The 20,379-nt window shown below is 44.5% G+C and carries 20 protein-coding genes; 7 read left to right on the top strand and 13 right to left on the bottom strand.

Going from position 1 to position 20,379, the window contains the following annotated elements:
* Positions 1 to 24 precede the first annotated feature (24 nt).
* Positions 25 to 894 (top strand): pirin family protein, encoded by an 870-nt coding sequence (locus tag CALK_RS04825; protein ID WP_022636540.1) that lies wholly within the window; start codon positions 25 to 27, stop codon positions 892 to 894.
* Here CALK_RS04825 and CALK_RS12805 read toward each other — a convergent pair.
* From CALK_RS12805 to CALK_RS04805, 5 genes are all read right to left on the bottom strand, one after another.
* Entirely contained in the window at positions 889 to 1,065 is a 177-nt protein-coding gene (locus CALK_RS12805; protein WP_022636539.1) for a hypothetical protein, read from the bottom strand. The two genes, CALK_RS04825 and CALK_RS12805, sit on opposite strands and share 6 nt — an antisense overlap.
* An 86-nt stretch (positions 1,066 to 1,151) precedes the next feature.
* Positions 1,152 to 1,898 (bottom strand): ZIP family metal transporter, encoded by a 747-nt coding sequence (locus tag CALK_RS04820; RefSeq protein ID WP_022636538.1) that lies wholly within the window; start codon positions 1,896 to 1,898, stop codon positions 1,152 to 1,154.
* A 167-nt stretch (positions 1,899 to 2,065) separates the two neighbouring features.
* Positions 2,066 to 3,859: a glutamine-hydrolyzing GMP synthase gene (gene guaA, locus CALK_RS04815; RefSeq protein ID WP_022636537.1), complete on the bottom strand. Its 1,794-nt coding sequence runs from the start codon at positions 3,857 to 3,859 to the stop codon at positions 2,066 to 2,068.
* Positions 3,860 to 3,940: 81 nt separating this feature from the next.
* Positions 3,941 to 4,777, bottom strand: coding sequence for a sigma-70 family RNA polymerase sigma factor (locus CALK_RS04810; protein WP_022636536.1), 837 nt, complete (start codon positions 4,775 to 4,777; stop codon positions 3,941 to 3,943).
* 141 nt (positions 4,778 to 4,918) lie between these two features.
* On the bottom strand, positions 4,919 to 7,513 hold the full coding sequence (locus tag CALK_RS04805; RefSeq protein WP_022636535.1) for a GH36-type glycosyl hydrolase domain-containing protein: 2,595 nt from the start codon (positions 7,511 to 7,513) through the stop codon (positions 4,919 to 4,921).
* A 191-nt stretch (positions 7,514 to 7,704) separates the two neighbouring features.
* Between CALK_RS04805 and CALK_RS04800 the strand changes: the two genes are divergently transcribed.
* The 5 genes from CALK_RS04800 (at position 7,705) to CALK_RS04780 (ending at position 12,013) form a co-directional block, all read left to right on the top strand.
* Positions 7,705 to 8,760, top strand: coding sequence for a type IV pilus twitching motility protein PilT (locus tag CALK_RS04800; RefSeq protein ID WP_022636534.1), 1,056 nt, complete (start codon positions 7,705 to 7,707; stop codon positions 8,758 to 8,760).
* A 20-nt stretch (positions 8,761 to 8,780) separates the two neighbouring features.
* On the top strand, positions 8,781 to 9,977 hold the full coding sequence (locus CALK_RS04795; RefSeq protein WP_022636533.1) for a type II secretion system F family protein: 1,197 nt from the start codon (positions 8,781 to 8,783) through the stop codon (positions 9,975 to 9,977).
* Between the two features lie 89 nt (positions 9,978 to 10,066).
* Entirely contained in the window at positions 10,067 to 10,387 is a 321-nt protein-coding gene (locus CALK_RS04790) for a flagellar biosynthesis anti-sigma factor FlgM (protein WP_022636532.1), read from the top strand.
* A 76-nt stretch (positions 10,388 to 10,463) separates the two neighbouring features.
* Positions 10,464 to 11,645, top strand: a complete 1,182-nt coding sequence (locus tag CALK_RS04785) for a tetratricopeptide repeat protein (protein WP_022636531.1) — start codon at positions 10,464 to 10,466, stop codon at positions 11,643 to 11,645.
* Positions 11,646 to 11,707: 62 nt separating this feature from the next.
* Positions 11,708 to 12,013 carry an HU family DNA-binding protein gene (locus CALK_RS04780; RefSeq protein WP_022636530.1) on the top strand — a complete coding sequence of 102 codons (306 nt, stop codon included), beginning with the start codon at positions 11,708 to 11,710 and terminating at the stop codon, positions 12,011 to 12,013.
* Between the two features lie 2 nt (positions 12,014 to 12,015).
* Here CALK_RS04780 and CALK_RS04775 read toward each other — a convergent pair whose 3' ends face one another.
* From CALK_RS04775 to acpS, 5 genes are all read right to left on the bottom strand, one after another.
* The gene (locus CALK_RS04775) at positions 12,016 to 12,231 is read right to left on the bottom strand and encodes a DUF2905 family protein (RefSeq protein ID WP_022636529.1); all 216 of its coding nucleotides are present in this window, start codon (positions 12,229 to 12,231) and stop codon (positions 12,016 to 12,018) included.
* 2 nt (positions 12,232 to 12,233) lie between these two features.
* Positions 12,234 to 13,283 carry a Holliday junction branch migration DNA helicase RuvB gene (gene ruvB / locus CALK_RS04770; protein WP_022636528.1) on the bottom strand — a complete coding sequence of 350 codons (1,050 nt, stop codon included), beginning with the start codon at positions 13,281 to 13,283 and terminating at the stop codon, positions 12,234 to 12,236.
* Positions 13,280 to 13,897 carry a Holliday junction branch migration protein RuvA gene (gene ruvA, locus CALK_RS04765; RefSeq protein ID WP_022636527.1) on the bottom strand — a complete coding sequence of 206 codons (618 nt, stop codon included), beginning with the start codon at positions 13,895 to 13,897 and terminating at the stop codon, positions 13,280 to 13,282. Before ruvA ends, ruvB begins: the two co-directional genes overlap by 4 nt.
* A gap of 63 nt (positions 13,898 to 13,960) precedes the next feature.
* Entirely contained in the window at positions 13,961 to 14,437 is a 477-nt protein-coding gene (gene ruvC / locus CALK_RS04760; RefSeq protein WP_022636526.1) for a crossover junction endodeoxyribonuclease RuvC, read from the bottom strand.
* Positions 14,434 to 14,823 carry a holo-ACP synthase gene (gene acpS / locus CALK_RS04755; protein WP_022636525.1) on the bottom strand — a complete coding sequence of 130 codons (390 nt, stop codon included), beginning with the start codon at positions 14,821 to 14,823 and terminating at the stop codon, positions 14,434 to 14,436. Before acpS ends, ruvC begins: the two co-directional genes overlap by 4 nt.
* A gap of 85 nt (positions 14,824 to 14,908) precedes the next feature.
* On the opposite strand from acpS, the gene CALK_RS04750 reads away from it, so the two are divergent.
* Entirely contained in the window at positions 14,909 to 16,921 is a 2,013-nt protein-coding gene (locus CALK_RS04750) for an endo-1,4-beta-xylanase (RefSeq protein WP_022636524.1), read from the top strand.
* Positions 16,922 to 17,041: 120 nt separating this feature from the next.
* On the opposite strand, the gene CALK_RS04745 is transcribed toward CALK_RS04750, so the two are convergent.
* The 3 genes from CALK_RS04745 to CALK_RS04735 all read right to left on the bottom strand — a co-directional run bounded on the left by CALK_RS04745 (position 17,042) and on the right by CALK_RS04735 (position 20,258).
* The gene (locus tag CALK_RS04745) at positions 17,042 to 17,773 is read right to left on the bottom strand and encodes an SAM-dependent methyltransferase (RefSeq protein ID WP_022636523.1); all 732 of its coding nucleotides are present in this window, start codon (positions 17,771 to 17,773) and stop codon (positions 17,042 to 17,044) included.
* Between the two features lie 2 nt (positions 17,774 to 17,775).
* Positions 17,776 to 18,903, bottom strand: a complete 1,128-nt coding sequence (locus tag CALK_RS04740; protein ID WP_022636522.1) for an MraY family glycosyltransferase — start codon at positions 18,901 to 18,903, stop codon at positions 17,776 to 17,778.
* A gap of 110 nt (positions 18,904 to 19,013) precedes the next feature.
* Positions 19,014 to 20,258 (bottom strand): hypothetical protein, encoded by a 1,245-nt coding sequence (locus tag CALK_RS04735; RefSeq protein WP_022636520.1) that lies wholly within the window; start codon positions 20,256 to 20,258, stop codon positions 19,014 to 19,016.
* Between the last annotated feature and the right edge of the window lie 121 nt (positions 20,259 to 20,379).

Here is a 20,379-nt window from a genome sequence, read left to right as displayed (position 1 = left end):
TATTCCTTTTTATACGGAGGTCCCATGGAAAAAACATGTATCTATAGACCGATCCACACCACAGATCATTGGGTGGGGGATGGTTTTTTTGTCCGCTCTCTTTTCACCTATCACCATGGTGGAGAAGACCTTTCTCCATTTCTCCTTCTTGATTACGCAGAACCGAAGGAGTTTCCCCCAACCAAACAAAAAAAAGGCATTGGTGAACATCCCCACCGTGGGTTTGAAACCGTTACTATCGCCTATGACGGTGAAATAGCCCACCGGGACTCTTCCGGTGGTGGTGGGTGTATTGCAACGGGAGATGTACAGTGGATGACAGCGGGAGCTGGCATCGTCCACGAAGAGTTTCACAGTGCCGCCTTCGCACAACAGGGAGGCACAATGGAAATGGTACAACTTTGGGTAAATCTCCCTCGGAAGAAAAAATGGACTGCCCCGGCATACCAAAGCATTGCAGCTCAAGAAATACCAACAATCAACCTTGAAGGAGAAAAGGGATGGATACGCCCGATCGCAGGAACCTACAATAATATCCCAGGGCCTGCAAAAACGCATACTCCTATGAATGTATGGGATCTCTTTCTTCGTTCATCCGAGTCCTCTACTCTTACATTACCCACAGGGCATACCACCATCGTAGCAGTCTTGCGGGGGTGCGTTCACTGCAACTCTCTGGACACCCCTCTCAATTCTAAAGAAACAGCACTTTTTTCTCAAGATGGCTCACTGATTACCCTACAGAGCACAACAGATACACGAATACTTATTCTTACCGGAGAACCGCTCAAGGAGCCAATTGCAGGTCGAGGCCCCTTTGTTATGAATACATCTAAGGAAATAGACCAAGCCTTTACCGATTATTATGACGGTGCCATGGGACATCTTTCATAGATATCTTGTGGCTTCATCTTCATATACTTTTTTGAGTGAACCATATACTTCTTCTATCATTTCAGCAATTTTCTTAGGAGGAACAACAAAGTCATCTTTTCGCACTGCTGAAGCAACAATATCCTTCGTTAATACGAGAAGATCATGGGGGGTTACATCGTCTGATTTCATACGTGACCTCATAAAAAAAGGGTGATACGTAAATATATAGTATCACCCATGCTGAAACAAAATATTAGAAAAAAAGATCTTCCTTGTTAAAATATCCCAAACCCAAGAATAATACCGCCCATAATGCCAAGATTGGCAAAATGAGTGTGCAATTTATTTGCGTTGGGGACAAGTTCATCATTTACAATATACACCATAGCACCAGCAGCAAAGGCAAGAGCTCCCCCGACAAACACTTCAGAAAGATTAAAAAAGAAGTGCCCAATTATAGCTCCTACGGGAGTCATAAGTCCAGCGGAGAGTGTGAGAAGGAGTATTTTAAAGCTTGAAAGACCGCCCGATTTTAATGGCCCCGCAATGGCTAGGCCTTCAGGAATATTGTGAAGAGCAACAGCAACAGCCACCATGAGTCCCAGCTGCGGACTTGACTCCAACCCTGCTCCAATGGCGATTCCCTCAGGTAAGTTGTGCAGGGCTATCCCAAAAAGGACTAAATACCCCGTACGCAAAATAGGATTTTCAACAGCTTGTATCTTTTCTGGATTTTCCACTTCAAAGCTATCCGGCGTAGCAACATGTGAGTGAGGAAGAACCTTATCGACGAGAAACATAAGGGCAACTCCAAAAATAAAACCTACCACGGAAGCAGGCATCGACCCAATATCAACAGACTCCGGTAGTAATTCAAAAAGAGAAATTGCAATCATAATCCCACCAGCAAAACCAAGTAACGTCGCCAAGGCTTGTTTATTTGGCTTTCCGAAGATCATGAGTAATACAACTCCAAGGGCTGTAGAGATACCCGCATAAAAACTATAGACGATACTTTCCAAAAGAGCTCCTTTGCTTATATACTGGTTACACGAATAGTTAGACATGCCTAATATACATAGATATCACAAAAAAACAGGAAAAAGTTTTTTTATGAGTTATACCCATACACCGTCTAAAAAAAATGTCAAAAAATGCCACCCGAAAAGAGAGGGGCAACTCACCACGATTATTCCCACTCAATTGTTCCCGGGGGTTTATGAGTTAAATCAAAGAAGATATCTCCAATGCCATCAATCTCTTTTGCTTGTGCAATAATTGATTCTATAGCAGTATCAGTGAGAGGACAGAAACGAGCTGTCATGGCCTCACGCGATACAATCGGGCGTAACACAGCACACTCATTGCCCGCAGAATTCACTAAAGGAAGAAGTACCACCGGCATCTGCCAAATTGTATCATATTCTCCTGTCGCATACAGGGTTTCTGTTACAATATGATCAAGAACACGAAGCCGATCAAGGCGCTCCTTCGTAAGGTAAGCTTCAACAAGATTGTACTCCGCCTTGTCTTCAATATAGAGGGCATAGACAACACGGTTTACCCCGCGGACAGAATTGGTAAGGCGCGTAGAAATTGAGTCAAGATTTTCCCAATTTCGGTCACCGCAGAGCAGGGCTGGATGCGCATAGGTGCGACTATCGCCTTGCACCCCCACCGATTTAATTGGGAGAATCTGTCCAATATAGCCCTCTGCATCAGCAATATCTTGTACTGTACTTGCATCATGGGTGGGAATGTTCTCCGTACCACCAGGAGAACACAGACAACGAACCCCAAGGCCCGGGCCAGGAAAGGGATGCCGCCACACGAGATTATGAGGAATACCCAGTTCCTCACCAACCAATCGAACTTCATCCTTATAGAGAGAAGCCAAGGGCTCAATAACCAACCCCTGTTCAATAAGGTCAAGAACAACATCAACACGATTATGATGTGTCTTAATCTTGCTCGCATTTTTTGTTCCTGCAGATTCAATTGTATCCGGATAGATGGTTCCTTGGGCAATCATCCATTCATCAGAATTAAGCCCCATTTTTTTCTGTGCACGTGTCTTAACTTCGATGAACTCAGTACCGATAATACTTCGTTTTTCCTCTGGAGAATATTTCCCGGCAAGTACGGAAAGAAACTCCTCTTCTGCATCGTAGATATGAAGGTTGTCAAAGCCATTTTCTTTCATGAAAGTCATTATTTCAGCTGACTCATCTTGCCGCATCAACCCATTATCAACGTGCAAGCCGACTACTCGATCAGGGCCAAGAACGGTATTAAGCAGTGCAAAGGCAACGGTGGAATCAACCCCACCTGAAACCAGCAGAAAAACCTTCCGATCTCCACACTGATTTCGGATATCTTCAGATATTTCAGAGATAAAGTTTTTAGACGACCAGTCTCGTTGCACGCCACTGAAGGAGAGAAAATTATCGAGCATTTCCATTCCGTGTACTGAATCAGTTACTTCAGGATGAAATTGAATACCAAAAAGACGTTTTTCTGTATGCACAACCGCGGCATAGGGACAATCATCCGTAGAGGCAAGTACGGAAAACCCTTCAGGAAGCTCTTCCACAGAATCTCCATGACTCATCCACACATGTTCAGTATCGTCACATTCGGCAAAGAGCGTATTTTTATCTGTAATACGAATAGCAGCGCGACCATACTCTGCAGAACCAGCAGAATATACCGAACCACCCATGAGTTTTGCAATAAGCTGATGTCCATAGCAGATACCGAGAATCGGAATGTTCATGTCAAGAATACGTGGATCTACAGTGGGGCTGTTGGGATCTGTCACCGAATGAGGACCACCACTAAAAATAATCGCAGAATAGCGACGCAGTTTTTCGGGTGTTATCTCTGGTTGAACAATTTCTGAATACACATTCAAGCGACGTATTCTATTTGCGATAAGATGAGTGTACTGTCCCCCGAAATCGACAACTGCAACGGTATCCATTATAAGAACGCTCCTCTGAGTAAAGTTGGCTAAAAATAAATCCTGCAAAACCAGAAGAGAAGAATCTTTACAAAAAAGGAGTCACATCCCCTTATCATCAATATAATCGTTCATTTCTTCACGAACCGTGGGGTTTTTATACAGCTTTCGCAATGCCCGATCGCGAATCAGACGTACACGTTCGCGCGTAAGATTTAGCTCCTCGCCAATCTCCTCAAGGGTAAAGCTTTTTGAAAAATTTACCCCATAATACATACGAACAATCTTCTCTTCCCGGGAGTTGAGCCGCATCATGGCTTTATTGATAATTCCGGTTAATTCCCGCATCGCACTTTCATCTTCCTGCGTTGCTGGCTCATTAATAATATCGAGGAGCGAACGCCCCCCATCATCATCGGGGCTGTTTCCAATTGGTGTATCAAGGGAGATTTCAACACTTTTTTCAAGCACATCAAGAATATCTATTTTACTTCCACGAAACTCTTCCTGATTAATCGTCTTATCAAAATCTCCATCATTTGCTTCTAAGGCTTTTTTAAACTTATTTACCAAGGTGATTTTATTCATGGGAATGCGTACGGAGGAGGTCTGTTCAAAAACAGCCTTTTGAATAGACTGGCGCACCCACCACACCGCGTAGGAAATAAATTTTACTTTCTTTTCTTTATCATACCGTTGCGCAGCCTTTAAAAGGCCAAGATTGCCCTCATTAATCAGCTCTAAATAGCTTAAGCCACGCCCTCGATACTTGCGAGCAACACTAACAACAAATCGAAGATTTGACGTTATGAGAGTATCCGCGGCTTTTTTATCACCTTTTTGTACACGCTCAATAACTTCCAACTCTTCTTCATCAGAGAGAAGATCATATTTATTAATATCTCTGAAATAGAGGGACTCAGCCCTTGATTGTTGCACATTACCTCCCGTTAGTATAGGCGTACCACCTATAATTTATATAAGGACCATACTCCCTTGCAACAATATTTCGCTTCCCTATACGAAAGGAGGGGAAGATCAAATGATCTTCCCCTCACTATACCCGAAAATAGTACTCGCTTATCCCATGACCACATCAACAACGTGCTCGCAATTATCACAACACGATGCAGAAGTAACGGGAATAACCTGACCATCAATCTTTTTACCATCAACAGTAATAGATGCAACACCCTTTTCAACCCCCTGAGGATTGCTGAAATTAATGGTAAACTTGCATCCACGGAAATGACGCACCAAGGAGAACTTCTTCCACTGAGGGTCCACACATGGATCAATAACAAGACCCTTATAATCTCGACGAACCCCAAAGATCCAGTCAATCAAAACACCCAGTCGAGTCGGCGCGGTACCAGTAAGCCACGTATGCCCTGCTTTTCCATGATCATTCGATGCAGGACCGGAAATATACTCAGGATAGACAAAACGTTCAACCGCGTATTGGTACGGATCTTTTTCTGAGCATTTTGCAGGAAGTGTTTTCATATATACGTCAACTGCTTTCTTACCGTAGCCAAACTTCGCCAACGATGCAATATACCAAGATTCCAAATGACGGAACCCGCCACCATTTTCTTTTTTACCCGGTGCATTTCTTTTCCAGGCCTGATCATCACTGGGAAGTTTCCCTTCAACCATCTCCGTATCACCTTGACAAAGCATTACACCGTAAGGATCATCAAGATCGGCATCACACACATCCACACATTTGGCGAAACGATCCTTATCAGCAATCCCAGAGAATCCTGCCCAGGCAATTGTTGAAAGAAAGGTATATCCATCGGTGTCACTGCTGCCCATATCAATCAGATGTCCGGCCTCTTTAGCATCAGTGAGCTCTTTGCGAATATCTTCCATATCCAAGCCGCTCATACCAGGCTTAATTTTATTTAAAGCAGATTCAAAATCACCATTTTTAGGAGCAACCGCACGGATATAATGTCCACGCTTATCAATACAACGCTCCTCTACACTCTTCTTTACAATTTTTGCCTTTTCCTTGTAGTCGGCAACCAAGTCTGAATCAGCCCCTTTGAGCTCAAGAAGTTCTACCATATCATTCAAGGCTTTGTAGAGCTGCTGTGCTGCCATAGTTGAGGTGTGAGCAAAAAGACCGGAAAGATCATCATTCCAATCTGCCATAAGCAGATAGGGAAGTCCTTCATCCGACTGAGTCCACACTTTATGGATACCGGTTTCTAAATGCTCAAGGATGGTACCTTTTGCAGGAGGATGCCCTTCCATGGCATCAACGTAAGGCACAACCTCATCGAGGATATCCATATCGCCGCTTTCTTTTATGTACTCACACACAGCGAAGATAAGCCAGAGGGGATCATCACTGGCAACAAACTCTTTTACGCCGGGAGAGCTCACATAGAAATTGTGATACACATATCCATCAGAAAACATTTGCTGAGCAGTATATTTAATCAACTCCTTGGCACCTGCCGGATCGTAGGGCAACAGAGCCAAAAGATCTTGAAGAATATCGCGGAACCCATATCCATACTCAAAACCAGAGTGAAAACGAGATTTCATACGGTTTAGAAGAGCAACCATGGCACACTGATACTGCAACCACTTAAAGCTTGGTGTCAACTCTTCAAGTCCATCAACTGAAACCTGGAGCATATCAAGCTCGCCATTCCAATCATCCTTTACAGATTGGAACATCTTCCATGCTTTTTCCGGTTTCAGGGCATCTGCAAGAAAGGCCTTAAGGTCACGTTTGTTTTCGCAGTAGTAGTCTTCAGTGCTTGCTGCTGCTAATACAACAACAACCTCACGCTCTTCACCGGGAGCAAGGGTTAATTCATTTTGAATAGCAGACAAGGCAGAAGTAAGTTCATGGGCATCACGGTTGGGAAGCTCTGCGCCTGAAACAACTGCTTCCGGATTTGCCATGGTATTCGTGTGGTGACCAACAAACTCATCATAGCGAGTAGAAAAGCTTTTATTTTCCAAGGAGGTGGTGTGCACCGCAACTTTTCCAAAAACGCCGTTAATTCGTTCTTCATTATCAGTAAAAGGGATCCCATAGCTATTACGCCACACAACACCGTTTACATCACGATCAATAGTAGCGCCACCCATCATGAGTGTATTAAATCCGGAAAACTGTATATCCCGAGCATCACCAATATTAATGGGATTCACATTATAGAGTTTTACCGTACGCTGCGATGACCCTGTATTCTTAATTTTAAGTATTTGCACCATGGCATCATATTCATTCGGAACAAAGTTGGTTGTCTCAACATCAAGGTTGTTATAGGAGGTTTTATAGACAACGTAGCCGAAGCCGTAGGTGGTATCAAGGGTTTGGTCTTCGTGTAGTACAGGATACCACGTATTGGAAAAATACGAACCATCCTCATCAACAAGATAGGCGTAGGGCCCCAAAAGACGAGTCTTATACGGATCTTCATGGACGAAGCCATTCAGGATATCACCTTCCTGTGTACCAATACGGGCGAAGGTAGTACCATTATTTGTCAATCCCCAGCAGAGTGTTTCCGTAGGCTTTTTTTCTCGACGTGCAAGAAGCATAAGCCACGGTTCCCTGGTCATATCACCGCTTTTCTCTTTAATGAGAACTTCGTTGTCTTTTGAAAAACTGAACGAACCATTATTTCTCTTTGTGTCAGTCATTCTAAAACCTTCCTGTAAATTGAATAGTTACTTTGCACACTGATTTCAGATAATATAATATTTGTTATTTCCCGCAAGGCAATTTTATCCGTGAAGAATGAAATGGGAATTTCTTCGTGAAATAATTGCTGAATAAGGGTATACTAGGTTATATTTAGGTGAATTAATGGATAACCGGGAGAAGACATACCATGGCATCATTTCAGGAACTGCTCAAAAAATGCCTCGACCTTGGGGCGTCCGACGTTCATATCACAGCAGGACTCCCCCCCATGTACCGTATTGACGGAAAACTGAACCCCGGTGGGACAGAGCGGCTTAACAAAACCCAAACAGAAGCCCTTGCATACAGCATTATGACTGAAAAGCAGCGAAAGCATTTTGAGCAAAACAACGAAATTGACTTCTCCTTTGGTGCTAAAAATATTGGACGATTTCGGGCAAACGTATTTCTTCAACGCGGCTGTGTAGCAACCTCTCTACGAATTATCCCCACAGAAATTCATGCCTTCGATGACTTGGGGCTTCCCCCCATAATTAAAGATCTTATGGATCGTCCCAACGGCCTTATTCTTGTAACGGGACCTACGGGAAGCGGTAAGTCGACCACCTTGGCCTCGATGATTGACTACCTCAACGAAAACCGGGCCGAACATATTCTCACAATCGAAGACCCCATTGAGTTTGTGCACCATCATAAAGGATGCATGATTAATCAACGGGAGATTGATCATGACACGAACGATTTTGCAACGGCCTTAAAGTCGGCACTTCGACAGGACCCAGATATCGTGCTCATCGGTGAGTTGCGCGATTTGGAAACCATAAAAGCTGCCTTAACAATTGCAGAAACAGGGCACCTCACCTTTGCAACCCTCCATACAAATTCAGCCCCAAAAACAATCAGCCGGATTGTTGACGTATTTCCCGCAAATCAAAAATCAACTATTCGTACGCAGCTTTCCATGGTACTTGAGGCAATTGTGAGCCAGAGTCTTCTTCCCAAAGTACAAGGCGGGCGGGTTGTTGCCACGGAACTCCTTGTTCCAAACTCCGGGATTCGGCAGCTCATCCGTGATGATAAGCTCCATCAACTACCCGGTATGATGGAAGTGGGATCACAGGACGGCATGCACACAATGAACAGCGATTTGGCTCGACTCTACCATGAGAATAGTGTATCCCTCAAGGACATTATGAAAAAGAGTCCCGACCCAAAAGGCTTGGAAAAGCTGCTGTTTGAATAAACACTCATAAAGGAGAGAGAATGCCAACCTTTCAATATTCAGGCGTTGATAAGAATAGAAAACAAGTAAATGGTGAAATTAAGGGCGCTGATAAAAACAGTGTCATAGCGCAGTTACGAAAACGAGGGATACGCCCGACATCGGTACGAGAAAAGAAGCAAAAGCAGTTGGGATTTATGCAGGGAAATCCCAAACTCGACGATGTCTCCCGATTTACTCGGCAGTTTGCCGCAATGATTGACGCAGGCCTTCCCCTCGTGCAATGTATGGATATTTTGGCAGCACAAACGGAAGTTCCCGTACTCCAAAATGCTTTGAAGGAAATCTCCATGGATATACAGGGTGGAAATACCCTTGCTGACTCAATGCGGAAGCATCCAAAGATTTTTGATGGCCTGTACTGCAACATGATTGCCGCTGGTGAGGCCTCCGGTAATCTTGATGAAATACTGCTCCGTCTTGCAGAATACATGGAAAAAAACAGTAAGCTTCGGCGAAAAGTAAAGGGTGCCCTCACCTATCCCATAGTATTGATTGTTGTCTGTGTGGCTGCCACCACCATTATGCTTACCTTTGTAGTCCCAACCTTTGCAGATCTCTTCGGAGGCATGGGACGAGATCTTCCAGCATCAACACAACTTGTTGTTGACGTATCCAATTTTCTCCGCACCTATTTTATTCAAATTGTACTTATAATTGTAGCAATTGCTACGGGAATCTACCAATACAACAAAACGGAGGGAGGAAAACGAAATATCGACAAACTCATCCTTCGCACCCCTGTTGTAGGAAATTTGGTTCTTAAAACAGCAGTAAGTCGATTCTCCCAAACCTTGGGAACACTCCTGTCATCAGGGATTAATATCATCCAAGCGATGACCATTACAGCTAAGACAGCAGGGGTAAAACCCATTGAAGAAGGCCTACTCCGCTCTGTAGAAGAGATAAAAGGGGGGAAAAGTATTTCAGCCCCGTTGAAAGACGTGGGAATATTCCCCCCCATGGTACTTCACATGATTGCTGTTGGTGAAAAAACAGGGGATATATCAAGCATGCTTGCCAAGGTCGCAAAATTTTATGAAGAAGAAGTGGATGCTGCCGTGGAAAGTTTAACCAGCGTTATTGAACCCATTATGATTGTTATTATGGGCATTATCATTGGTAGCATATTGATTGCTATGTACATGCCCATGTTCACCATGATTGGCGGGGTATAAAAGAATGCACTTTTTTCCCTTTTTCCTAAAGATACAGGAAAATTATTCCGATCTCTTACATAGAGACAAACATGACACAGGAGGTTGGTATGAGACTTGAATCCATAAACAACATGGTCTCAGCCGAATTTAGAAAAATACACTCCACTTCTGATAAAAAGAAGACCGCTGGACCACAAAGCCCTTCCCGAACAGGGCGGACAGATACAGCAAGCCTTTCAGCTTCCGCCGCGAAAACACACGGAACAGAAGCACAGGCTCAGTTATTATCAGCACGCCTAGACGCCGAACCGGACATACGGGATGAACGCATATCCGATGTCCAGGAAAAAATTGAGTCGGGGTACTATAACTCTTCCAATTTTGCTGATACCTTGGCAGATAAACTCATCGGAGATTTCGGATTATAAGAATATCTGCATATACCATACGGAGGAGAGCTCTCTCAGCTCTCCTTTTTTATGTGAGTAGCCATGGAGAGTAATCATGAATAAACTTGCCGTATTTGAAACCCTTCCACTTATCAAAAACCTCCCTCTCTCCTCACGGGAACGGCAAATCCTCGGGTTTATTGTCTTTACCACTATCAGCCTCACCGTTGCAGTACTTACACTTCTTATTATATGGGCACTCGCCACTCCTTCAGAGATATCAACAAAAGGCGCAGCACCCCTTGAAGAACCATCGACCCAGCTTTCAGAAAAACTCCGGAGGAAGGCGTATAAAGCAGCAGCAAAAGAAGCGACTCGTCGCTCAGATATATCCACAGCTATTAAGTACACTGAATACCTTCGCCAAACCGACCCTGCCCACAAAGCCTATCACCTCTTCATGGCACAACTGCTATTGCAAGTCAACCGCCATGAAGATGCACGAAGAGTGCTTACCTATATTATCCAGAATTTTGAAAACAGTTCTTCCGCAGAAACTCTCTACGCCAGTGCTCTCCCCACAAAAGAACTTCTTGACAGCCTCAACTCTCCCTCATTTTTTGCTCTGATAGAAGATGATTCCCATATCCTGAAAACTATTGGGTGTCGTATCTACTCCCATGACTACACCATTACAGAGAAACTGGGCACCGCCCTACGTTCCAAAAACAACCACTCTTCCATGGGAATATTTCTTACATCATACAGTAACTTCAAAAAAGAAGGAGCTACTGCGAAACAGCTGAGAAGTATTGAAACAATGCTCCATAGAACCCCTCTTTTCCATGAAGGTCATCTCCTCAGAGGAAAAATTCTCTTAGAAAAAGAGCGCTATAAAGATGCCGCCCGAGCATTATCAACAGCGGTGCACCTTAAACCGGAAGATGTGAAAACGAACTTTCTCCTCGGCACACTCTATTTCTCACATCTTGATACCCCCATACGGGCAGCTAACTATTTTGAGACAGTTCGAGCAACAGACAGCCTTCATTGGCAAAGTAACTATAATCTTGGAATACTGTATCTTAAAGAAGGACGTCCTCGCGGAGCTCTCCCCTATTTCTATAGGGCGTTGCAAAGAAGTCCTGATACACGCTTGGTTCGCTATCAAATTGGAGCCGCGTATGAAAAATCAGAGCAGATACAAAAGGCCATTGACACATACAAGGCAATACTGGAAGAGCACCCTCTCGACAAACTTGCCCTGCATAAGATACGGTTTTTAAAAAGTAATTGACATTTTTTTCTATCTATGCTAGAATGTGTGGGTTGTTTCATCGTAAAAAATATGGAGACCATATGAAAAACATAACAAAACGGGAAGTGGTAGAACGCCTCTCTGAGCAGTGTAATCAAACTCAAAGCGACACAAAACTTGTGATAGAGTCTTTTATGAACAGTATCGGCAAGGCTTTGCAACAAGGAAGAAATATTGAGCTTCGCGGGTTTGGGCGATTTAAGACAAAGGAGCGCTCTGCACACCGAGCACGAAACCCCCGTACGAATGAGGTGGTACAAGTAAATAAAAGTTTTAAACCTATTTTTGAGGCTTCCACCTTGCTACGTGACAGAATTGACTCAAAAATTATGAACAAAGATTCATAACTTTAACGAAGAAAGATATTTACCACCAAGGTAATAATAAGGGTTACGAATACCGTCGTGGTTACGGGGACGTAAATTCTAAGCCCTCCGCGGCGAAGGAACATATCACCCCATAGCTTTCCATCGGGAAGGTCGTGAAAATAGATAAAAAGAATACCCAGTATAAAAAGAAGTACACCAGATATCAGCAAGAGCCTGCCTAAGTCAAATAAACTCATAATCACTCACTTTCCAAGTCAAACAGATTAATCTGCCCCGTGGAACTCTCTTTACGGGACATACCGAGGTACCCATAGGTCTTAGACGTTACTTCGCGCCCTTTTGGAGTCCGTTTTAGAAACCCCGCTTGAATAAGATATGGTTCGTACACATCTTCAATTGTATCAGACTCTTCCCCTACGACAACGGCAATATTCTTAATACCTACGGGACCTCCCTTATAATGGGTAATTATCGCGGAGAGAATCGCTCGATCCATTTCATCAAGCCCCCCCGTATCTATCCCGAGCATTTTACAGGTTTTGTGCACAAGGTCCGTGGTAATATGACCATTGCCCCGAACGTCAGCTACATCTCTGGTTCTCCGCAGTAGGCGGTTTGCAATACGGGGTGTCCCCCGAGAACGGCGACCAAGCTCTAAAGCAGCACCGGGGTCACAGGGAATATTCAAAAGCTTTGCAGAGCGAAGAACAATTTTTTGTAGATCTTCAGGGGTATAATACTGCATACGCCCGACATAGCCGAAGCGCGCGTGCATGGGAGCCGTAAGTAACCCTGCCCGCGTGGTTGCCCCCACCAAAGTGAAGGGCTTGAGAGGAAGACGAATTGATTTTGCCGCTGGCCCTTCACCTGTTACAATATCAAAGCAGAAGTCTTCTATTGCTGGGTAAAGAGACTCCTCCACCACTCGGTTTAACCGATGAATTTCATCAATAAAGAAAATTTCCCGCTCTTCCAACCCCGTCACATTTCCGGCAAGATCACCTTTTTTCTCCAAAACTGGCCCCGACGTAATGGTAATTCCAACGCCAATTTCATTCGCCAAGATTCGTGCAAGGGTTGTTTTTCCCAATCCCGGCGGACCTGAAAAAAGGATGTGATCGAGAGCCTCCCCCCGTTTTTTTGCCGCAGCAACAAAAACTGAAAGATTTTGTTTTAACTGCTCCTGCCCGATAAAATCAGCGAAGGTTTGCGGCCGAAGGGTTCGATCCAAATCAACATCATGCTCTTCGCTCACGGGAGAAACTATTCGTTCTATATTACTGTTCATATCACCTGCAATGCCTTGGTAATACACTCCTCAACGGTCTCACAAACCGTATCAGACTGACGCATACGTTCCAAAGCCTTTTTTATTTGTCCATCCGTAAAGCCTAGGGCTATAAGACCAGTATAAGCCTCATCTTCGAGGGTATACTCTGATGCACCTTCCTGTTCGACATGCTCATTGGTGGAAGGCGAGAGAGAGGTTCCCATCAACTCCATATCCAGCTTATCCTGTAACTCCAACACCAAACGGGATGCTGTTTTTGCCCCCACCCCAGATACGGACGTAAACAGGGCCGGGCGCTCCTGCGTAACTGCAGAAACAATTTCACTCACGGTCAAAGTGGAAAGAATGTTTAAGGCAACACGCGGACCAATCTTATTAACACCAATTAAAATTTCAAAGAGGGAACGCTCTTGATGATCGATGAACCCATAGAGAGTTTGACTATTTTCTGTCACATGAAAGTGAACAAAGAGGCAGGCCTCTTCTCCACGGGGGGGTAAGGCAATACTGCAATTGTGCGAAATGCCGAGTCGGTATCCGACTCCCCCGGCATCAATCACCGCATAATCGATACCGGAACTAACATGAATTCCTCGAATAAACTCATACATATTGTAACGCTCCCCGCATACTGTATCTGTAAAAATACGTTTTGTCACATCGTAAAAGAAGAGTCAATATGTATTGCCATGGTTGTATGCACAAAGAGCCAGCCCTAAGGCGTCAAAGGCGTCATCCTTAATTGGCTCTGGAGAAAGACGGAGAATACGACGAAGCATAAATTCCACCTGCTCTTTTTGCGCACGCCCATTTCCCACGACACTTTTTTTTACCGTGGTGGGAGCAAACTCAACCACCGATGCCCCCGCCTGATCTGCAGCAAGCAGGATAACCCCCCGTGCCTGACCCAGCTTGAGCGCACTCTGTATATTTTTTCCGACAAAGGCTTTTTCAACAGAGACCACCTGTGGCTCCCAACGACTTAAAATTGACTGGAGACTTACATAAATATCACGAAGACGACGAACCAAGGAGTCATCTCTACCAGTTCGAATGACACCGTATTCGCGGCATTGCACCCGTCCCTGTTCTACTGAGAGTACCCCAAACCCCGTAACGACAGTCCCCGGGTCGATCCCAACAATAATCATGGAGACACCTCCAATATAACAAAGGCCACGGCCACACCACCGTCATGACTGATTGAGTGATGCACTTGCAGATCTCCATATTCAGAAAGCTGAGCCGAAAGCTCCTGCGAACAAATATGAACCCCCCCCTTACCCGTGCTACGCACACATTCTACAGAACGCCATGTTGCACCAGATTGACACGATTCTGGCAATGCCTTGTAGAGGGCTTCCTTTATGGCCCATCGTGCAGCATATCTTTCATACCGCCCGCCAACCTGTTTTTCACAATACTCCTGCTCTGCTGGCGTGAAGACACGGTCGATAAAGCGATGGGCATATTTTTTCTGCAATACCCGCGTAATTCGAGCCACCGAAACGATATCCGTACCAATCCCGAGAATCATACCCGTATCTCCTCATCAAATAAACCTGCACAACCACATTTTCCGAAGTATAATATACGTTATACCCGTTTTTTTGGAGGAATCAATGCAACGGCGAATCATACTATATGTCTTCCATAGTATTCTTGCGTGTATGATACTCCCCCTGCATGGAGAAAACCTTATTCCCACCGGAGACTTTGAACGCTACGATCCTTCATGGGAAGTCACCCATGCTGACCACGTTTCTACAGACCTCTTTTCAGCCAACTTCCAATCTTCTGAAGCAGCTGCATCGGGAAACTACGGGGCAAAGATTGAGATATCTGAAAAACAGGAAGAAAACTGGCATATTCAAATTAGAGTCCCTTCATGGACTGCCCGTAAAAACCAGCTCTACCGATTTTCCATGGATGCACGGGGACCCGCACCAATTCATGTCAGTGTCTCCTATGATGACTGGACGTATAAAGAAGGGTTTCGCTTAAATATTCAAGAAGATGAGTTTCAACATTTCTCAGGAAATTTCTACAGCGACACCAGCGGAACCGATGCATTAATTATCAATATAGGACTTGCCACAGGTGAAGGAATCTACCATTTAGATAACATATCTCTGTATGAAATTGAAGAAATTGATGAAACCAACCAATGGTACCATGATGCCCCCGCACGTATTGACAGCATACGCAAAGAAGATTTCTCCCTCCACCTATTTGACAAAACGGGAAGCCCCATGAGGCATACCGATGTACAGATTAAGCTCCAACGTCACGAATTTTCCTTCGGCACAGCCTTCAATCTTGACACAATTGGCCCCTATGATTCGTGGTACCGAGAGAAAACGCGTGAATATTTTTCAGAAATAGTTACGGAGAATGCCTTAAAATGGGTAGATTTTGAACCTGTACCGGGAAGCCCCGACAGAGAAAACATGCGCAAATACACTGAATATGCAAAAAAGCACGATATCCCCCTGCGTGGGCATGTTCTCATGTGGGGGCTACAGCAATACGGATTTGAGGATCACTGGTCTAACAGCCTCGCCCCGGAAGAACTTGTAGATGCAATTCGTGAGCGCATTATCCGTGATGTCTCCTACTATCGAGGCAAAATTCAGGAGTATGATGTGTGGAATGAGCCCATTCATGAACTCGCCCTATTTCGCAAGACGGTTCACCTCTTTCCAGATAACGAATGGGCACTGCTTGATTCCGCCTTTATTTGGGCACATAGGGCAGACCCTGATGCCCGCTTGTTTCTTAATGAATACTCCTTACTGGCAGGAGGACAGGCAGAGAACTTTGTAGATTTGGTAACAGGCATGCGTGAACGCAATGTACCAATCCATGGTCTTGGTGTTCAAGGACACTTCGGAAATAACTCCATCTCCCCAGAAGTAATACGGCACCGCCTTGACGAACTCAGTAGAGCAGGACTCCCCATAAAAATCACGGAATTTGATATGGGAACACGAGAATCGGGGCTTCATCTTTGTGAGGAGGAACAGGCTGAACAATATAGCAGATTTATACGAACAGTCTTTTCCCACCCTGCTGTAGAAGGAATGTTGCTGTGGGGATTTTGGGACAAAAAACAGTGGGTTGCTCCGATACATGGAAGCAACGGCGCTGGTCTGTACCGGGTAGATAAAAGTGCAAAACCCGTGGCTGATTCAATACGGTACTTATGGGACACTCTGTGGACAACAAACAAGAAAGTACGTACAACTGCCGAAGGCACCCTTAATTTCCGGGGGTTTCGTGGCACCTATTCCCTACAAACAGAGCTTGAGGGCATTGAAAAATCCGCTGAAATCATCCTATCTTCCAGCCACAAGGACTCTCTCATATTACAGAAAGACACCCCCACCACAACTCTTCCCGATAAAAACCAGCAGGCCCCTCCCCGTGTTATTACACAAAAGGGACGACTACTCAACTTTGCTGAAAAGCCAGAAGAACTCTTCTTGTTTACTCCTCGAGGAGAACGAAAGAAACTCTCTCTTCCCGCAGGAGAAACCCAGGTTGACCTCTCCGAACTAGCCCGAGGAATATACATTCTTCGCCTTCGTTCATCTGAGGGCACACACGTACAAAAACGACTTTTTATTCCCTAAGAAAAAAATAATAAAGTATGAGCAGTGTATGACCGATACGGTCAATGAGTGGCTTCTTAAGCCCCATAACTTCCCCGAGTTATGAGAACGAACGCTTTCCCCGTATAAGCGTTCGTTTCTTTATAGATCGCTTTTTTTCCTCAGCATGCCGAACAGGTAGCCGATATAGCGAAAACCCTCAAGACGATAAAAGATATCGATTTCACGATGAAACAATTTTTTCACTGCAGGGTCAGCAAACATCCCATCATTATCCTCCAGTCGTCGAGCCATGTGAGCATAGTAGTTATCCCATCCGCTGGGCGGTACCAGGGTCATTAACTGAATATCAAATCCAGCACCGGTAATCATCTTTCGATAGGATGCTTCATTCTCATAATGATAGCGTGAATTTTCATAAATATGAAGAACTTCACGGGGAATATTTTCAATGCCTGTCAGAAGGATCAGGTCTGAAAAAGCAAGCCACCCTCGCGGAGCAAGACGTTCACCAAGAAGAGAGAGACCTGTCTCACGACCAAGCAAGCTGAGAATACCTCCTTCAGCAAGAATCAAATCGAAACCGTGATGCGCAGGCGAGAGGTTTAGAAGGTTCTCCGATTCAAATTGAATGAGATGGCTTATTTTTCGCTCTTCTGCCCGTTGACGCGCAGCACGTATATTATCTTCATTTAAGTCAACCGCCACAGCTTTACACCGAAACTCATCAGCAATATTACACACTCCCTCTCCATACCCACAGCCTGCATCCAAGACAGAACTCGCAGGGGATATACAGGCAAATCGTCCTGCAACGAGGGAAAACTCTTTCCCCGCAGGAGAGGTATAGTTGCTATCCAAATCTGTTACCATTCCTACCTCACCTTCATGTATAAGACAAGTCCCACCACGAGAAGAAATATGGAAAGAATATGAAAACGCCACGTGATTTTTGAGATCACATCACCCTTGCGATTAAAAACCCCTTTTCGTTTCAGATGTATCTCAAAATGATGATGAATGGGAGCCATGAGAAAAATTCGTTTTTTTGTCATTTTATAATAGAATATCTGGATAAAACTTGAAGCAAACTCTACAAGAAACACAAAGGCAACAATGGGCATATAAAACTCCGACTTCGTAAACACAAAGAGTATACCAAGAAGCCCTCCCAAACCGATAGATCCAGAATCACCCATAATAATATCTGAAGGAGGAGAGTTAAACCACAAAAACGCAAGGAGCACACCCAAGACCGCTCCAACAAAGGGAATAATTTCATTAATACCTTGAATTTGCGGGATAATAAAATAACGACTCCAGTCAGGCCTGCTTGATACGTAGCCTATCAAGGCGATAAATACAAAATTAGTAAGAAGGGGCACCGTGGCAAGGGTATCAAACCCATCGGTAAAGTTTACGCCGTTGGCCAAAATAGCAATAACAAGAGACATGAGGGGAATAAAGACATATACGGGAAGCTCAACCCCTTCATAAGAGCCCCAAAAAGGAACCGTAACGACCCTATTAATTTCCGGAATAAGACAGTAGCACACAATGGCCGTAATGGTGGCAATAAGGAGATAGAGCCCCAACCGTAAAGATGCAGAGATGCCATCTGTTTTATATTGATAATCCTTAAGGCTTATTTCCTTACGAATTAACCGACGTTTATTATAGATTTTGGCAATGTCATCTACAGCACCAATGAGACTGTAACAAAAATAGACAATCAAGGCAGAGGTAACATACACATTGAATCGAGATGTAAGCAACACAATGGGAATAAGCAGAAGCATAAAGAAAATCCCCGCAGGCATTACGGGTTGCCGCTTTGCAGTGTCGAGCTCAGAACTAAAATGAAAACGGCGAAGGAGTCGTATATACGGAGGAAACAAAAGCATGCCGCCAATAAAGGCAAGAACCACTGCAGCAGAAGCCGCGAAAAAACGACTTTGGAAAAGGGGGAGGCCTGTTATGCCGTAGAGTACATCAAAAATCATAGTGCATATCCCATAAAAATATCCCCTAAAAATAATACAGGCACAAAAAAGAAGCGACCTCCATTTAGAAAGGTCGCTATAAAACTCATATAATTCATATTCCAGAAAACTTATTCACGCTCCTCACCAGCAGAAGAAGTGGCTGCTTCAAAGCCACTTCCAAAATCAACTGTGAGGGTTGCAGCGGCACCGGTTGGACCAGTCAAGACACCATCCCAATTACCAAAGTTAACATCCACATCTAAGGCAGTACGACCAAGACCCATACCAACACCGGTAGTAAGATTAACTCCATCACTGTTTATCCACGATGTACGCACTTCATCATCATTACGCCGTGACCAACCACCGGGGCGAAGCGTATAGGCAAAACCAGACCGGGGAGTAAGATGCTCAAAACGCCAGATACCTTCTACGGCTTTCTCAAAGGAAAGCGCCGCCGTATGCGCCGTATTTCGTGTTCGCGTTGTAACATCACTCGAACCGGAAGGATCAGTAACTGTTTTGTTTACATCAATGGCTCCACGATACTCTGCGACCCACTGAAGATTATCAAGCATCTCACCCACAAGGCCAGCACGAAAGTCCCAAAAAATATCGCTATACGTATTATCACTTAAAGAACTGGACGTACCGTCAACTTCCTCCTCAAACTCATATTTCTCAAGCGTCCACGCACCGGCAAGAACGAGTTCGGCAGCCGCCGTGGGAATACGTGCTTCAAGACCGGTTGAAAGCAAAAGGCCGAAATCGGTACGTTCTTCAAACTCGGAATCAAGAGCTTCTGACTCTTCATAGGAGCTTGCACGAAGCTGCCCTATAGTAAAGGTTGGTTTCAAGCGCGTTGTATTTTCTCCCCCTAACAGTGCTGACAGATGCACCCCTTTGGTAGAAACAAGTTCACGCTCTGTATCGGTGTCACCATCATCATCCTCTGATGTTGCTCGGTAGAGATCAAATTCATAGAGAGTTTTTACACCTAATGAAAATGCGCCAAGATCTAAGGCGGCAAAGAATTGCGGCATATCAAAGGGGTCAATACCAATCTCTAAGAATGTGATATAATCATCAGCACGGGAGTAAAAGCGTCCGCGCACAATGTCCTGTGCTTCAATGCTCATACCAAGGTAAAAGGCGCTATTCATTTGCTTTGCAACAAAGAAGGTGTGATCATTATTTGTATTTGCCGTTACCTGTATCATGTCATTATACCGGGTCATCAAAGCAGGCGTATACAGTAGATCTGATGCATCCTGTTGCGACCATGTACCAAGAGAGGCCATGCGAGCATTTTGCCCCACGGCACTGACGATCCCCAAAAGAACACACAGGGCAGTCAACACGTTCATTTTCATACAAAACTCCTTACATGTTTGCGTTTGTACAATTCGAATCATTGGACATAAATAAATTAAATTAGCTAAAAAGGCAATATCAAAATTATTTTACCAGTGAAAACGTTTTACCTTCGGAGGA

The organism is Chitinivibrio alkaliphilus ACht1, from assembly GCF_000474745.1.
Lineage (GTDB): Bacteria > Fibrobacterota > Chitinivibrionia > Chitinivibrionales > Chitinivibrionaceae > Chitinivibrio > Chitinivibrio alkaliphilus.
This window is presented reverse-complemented; position numbering and strand designations above follow the sequence as displayed.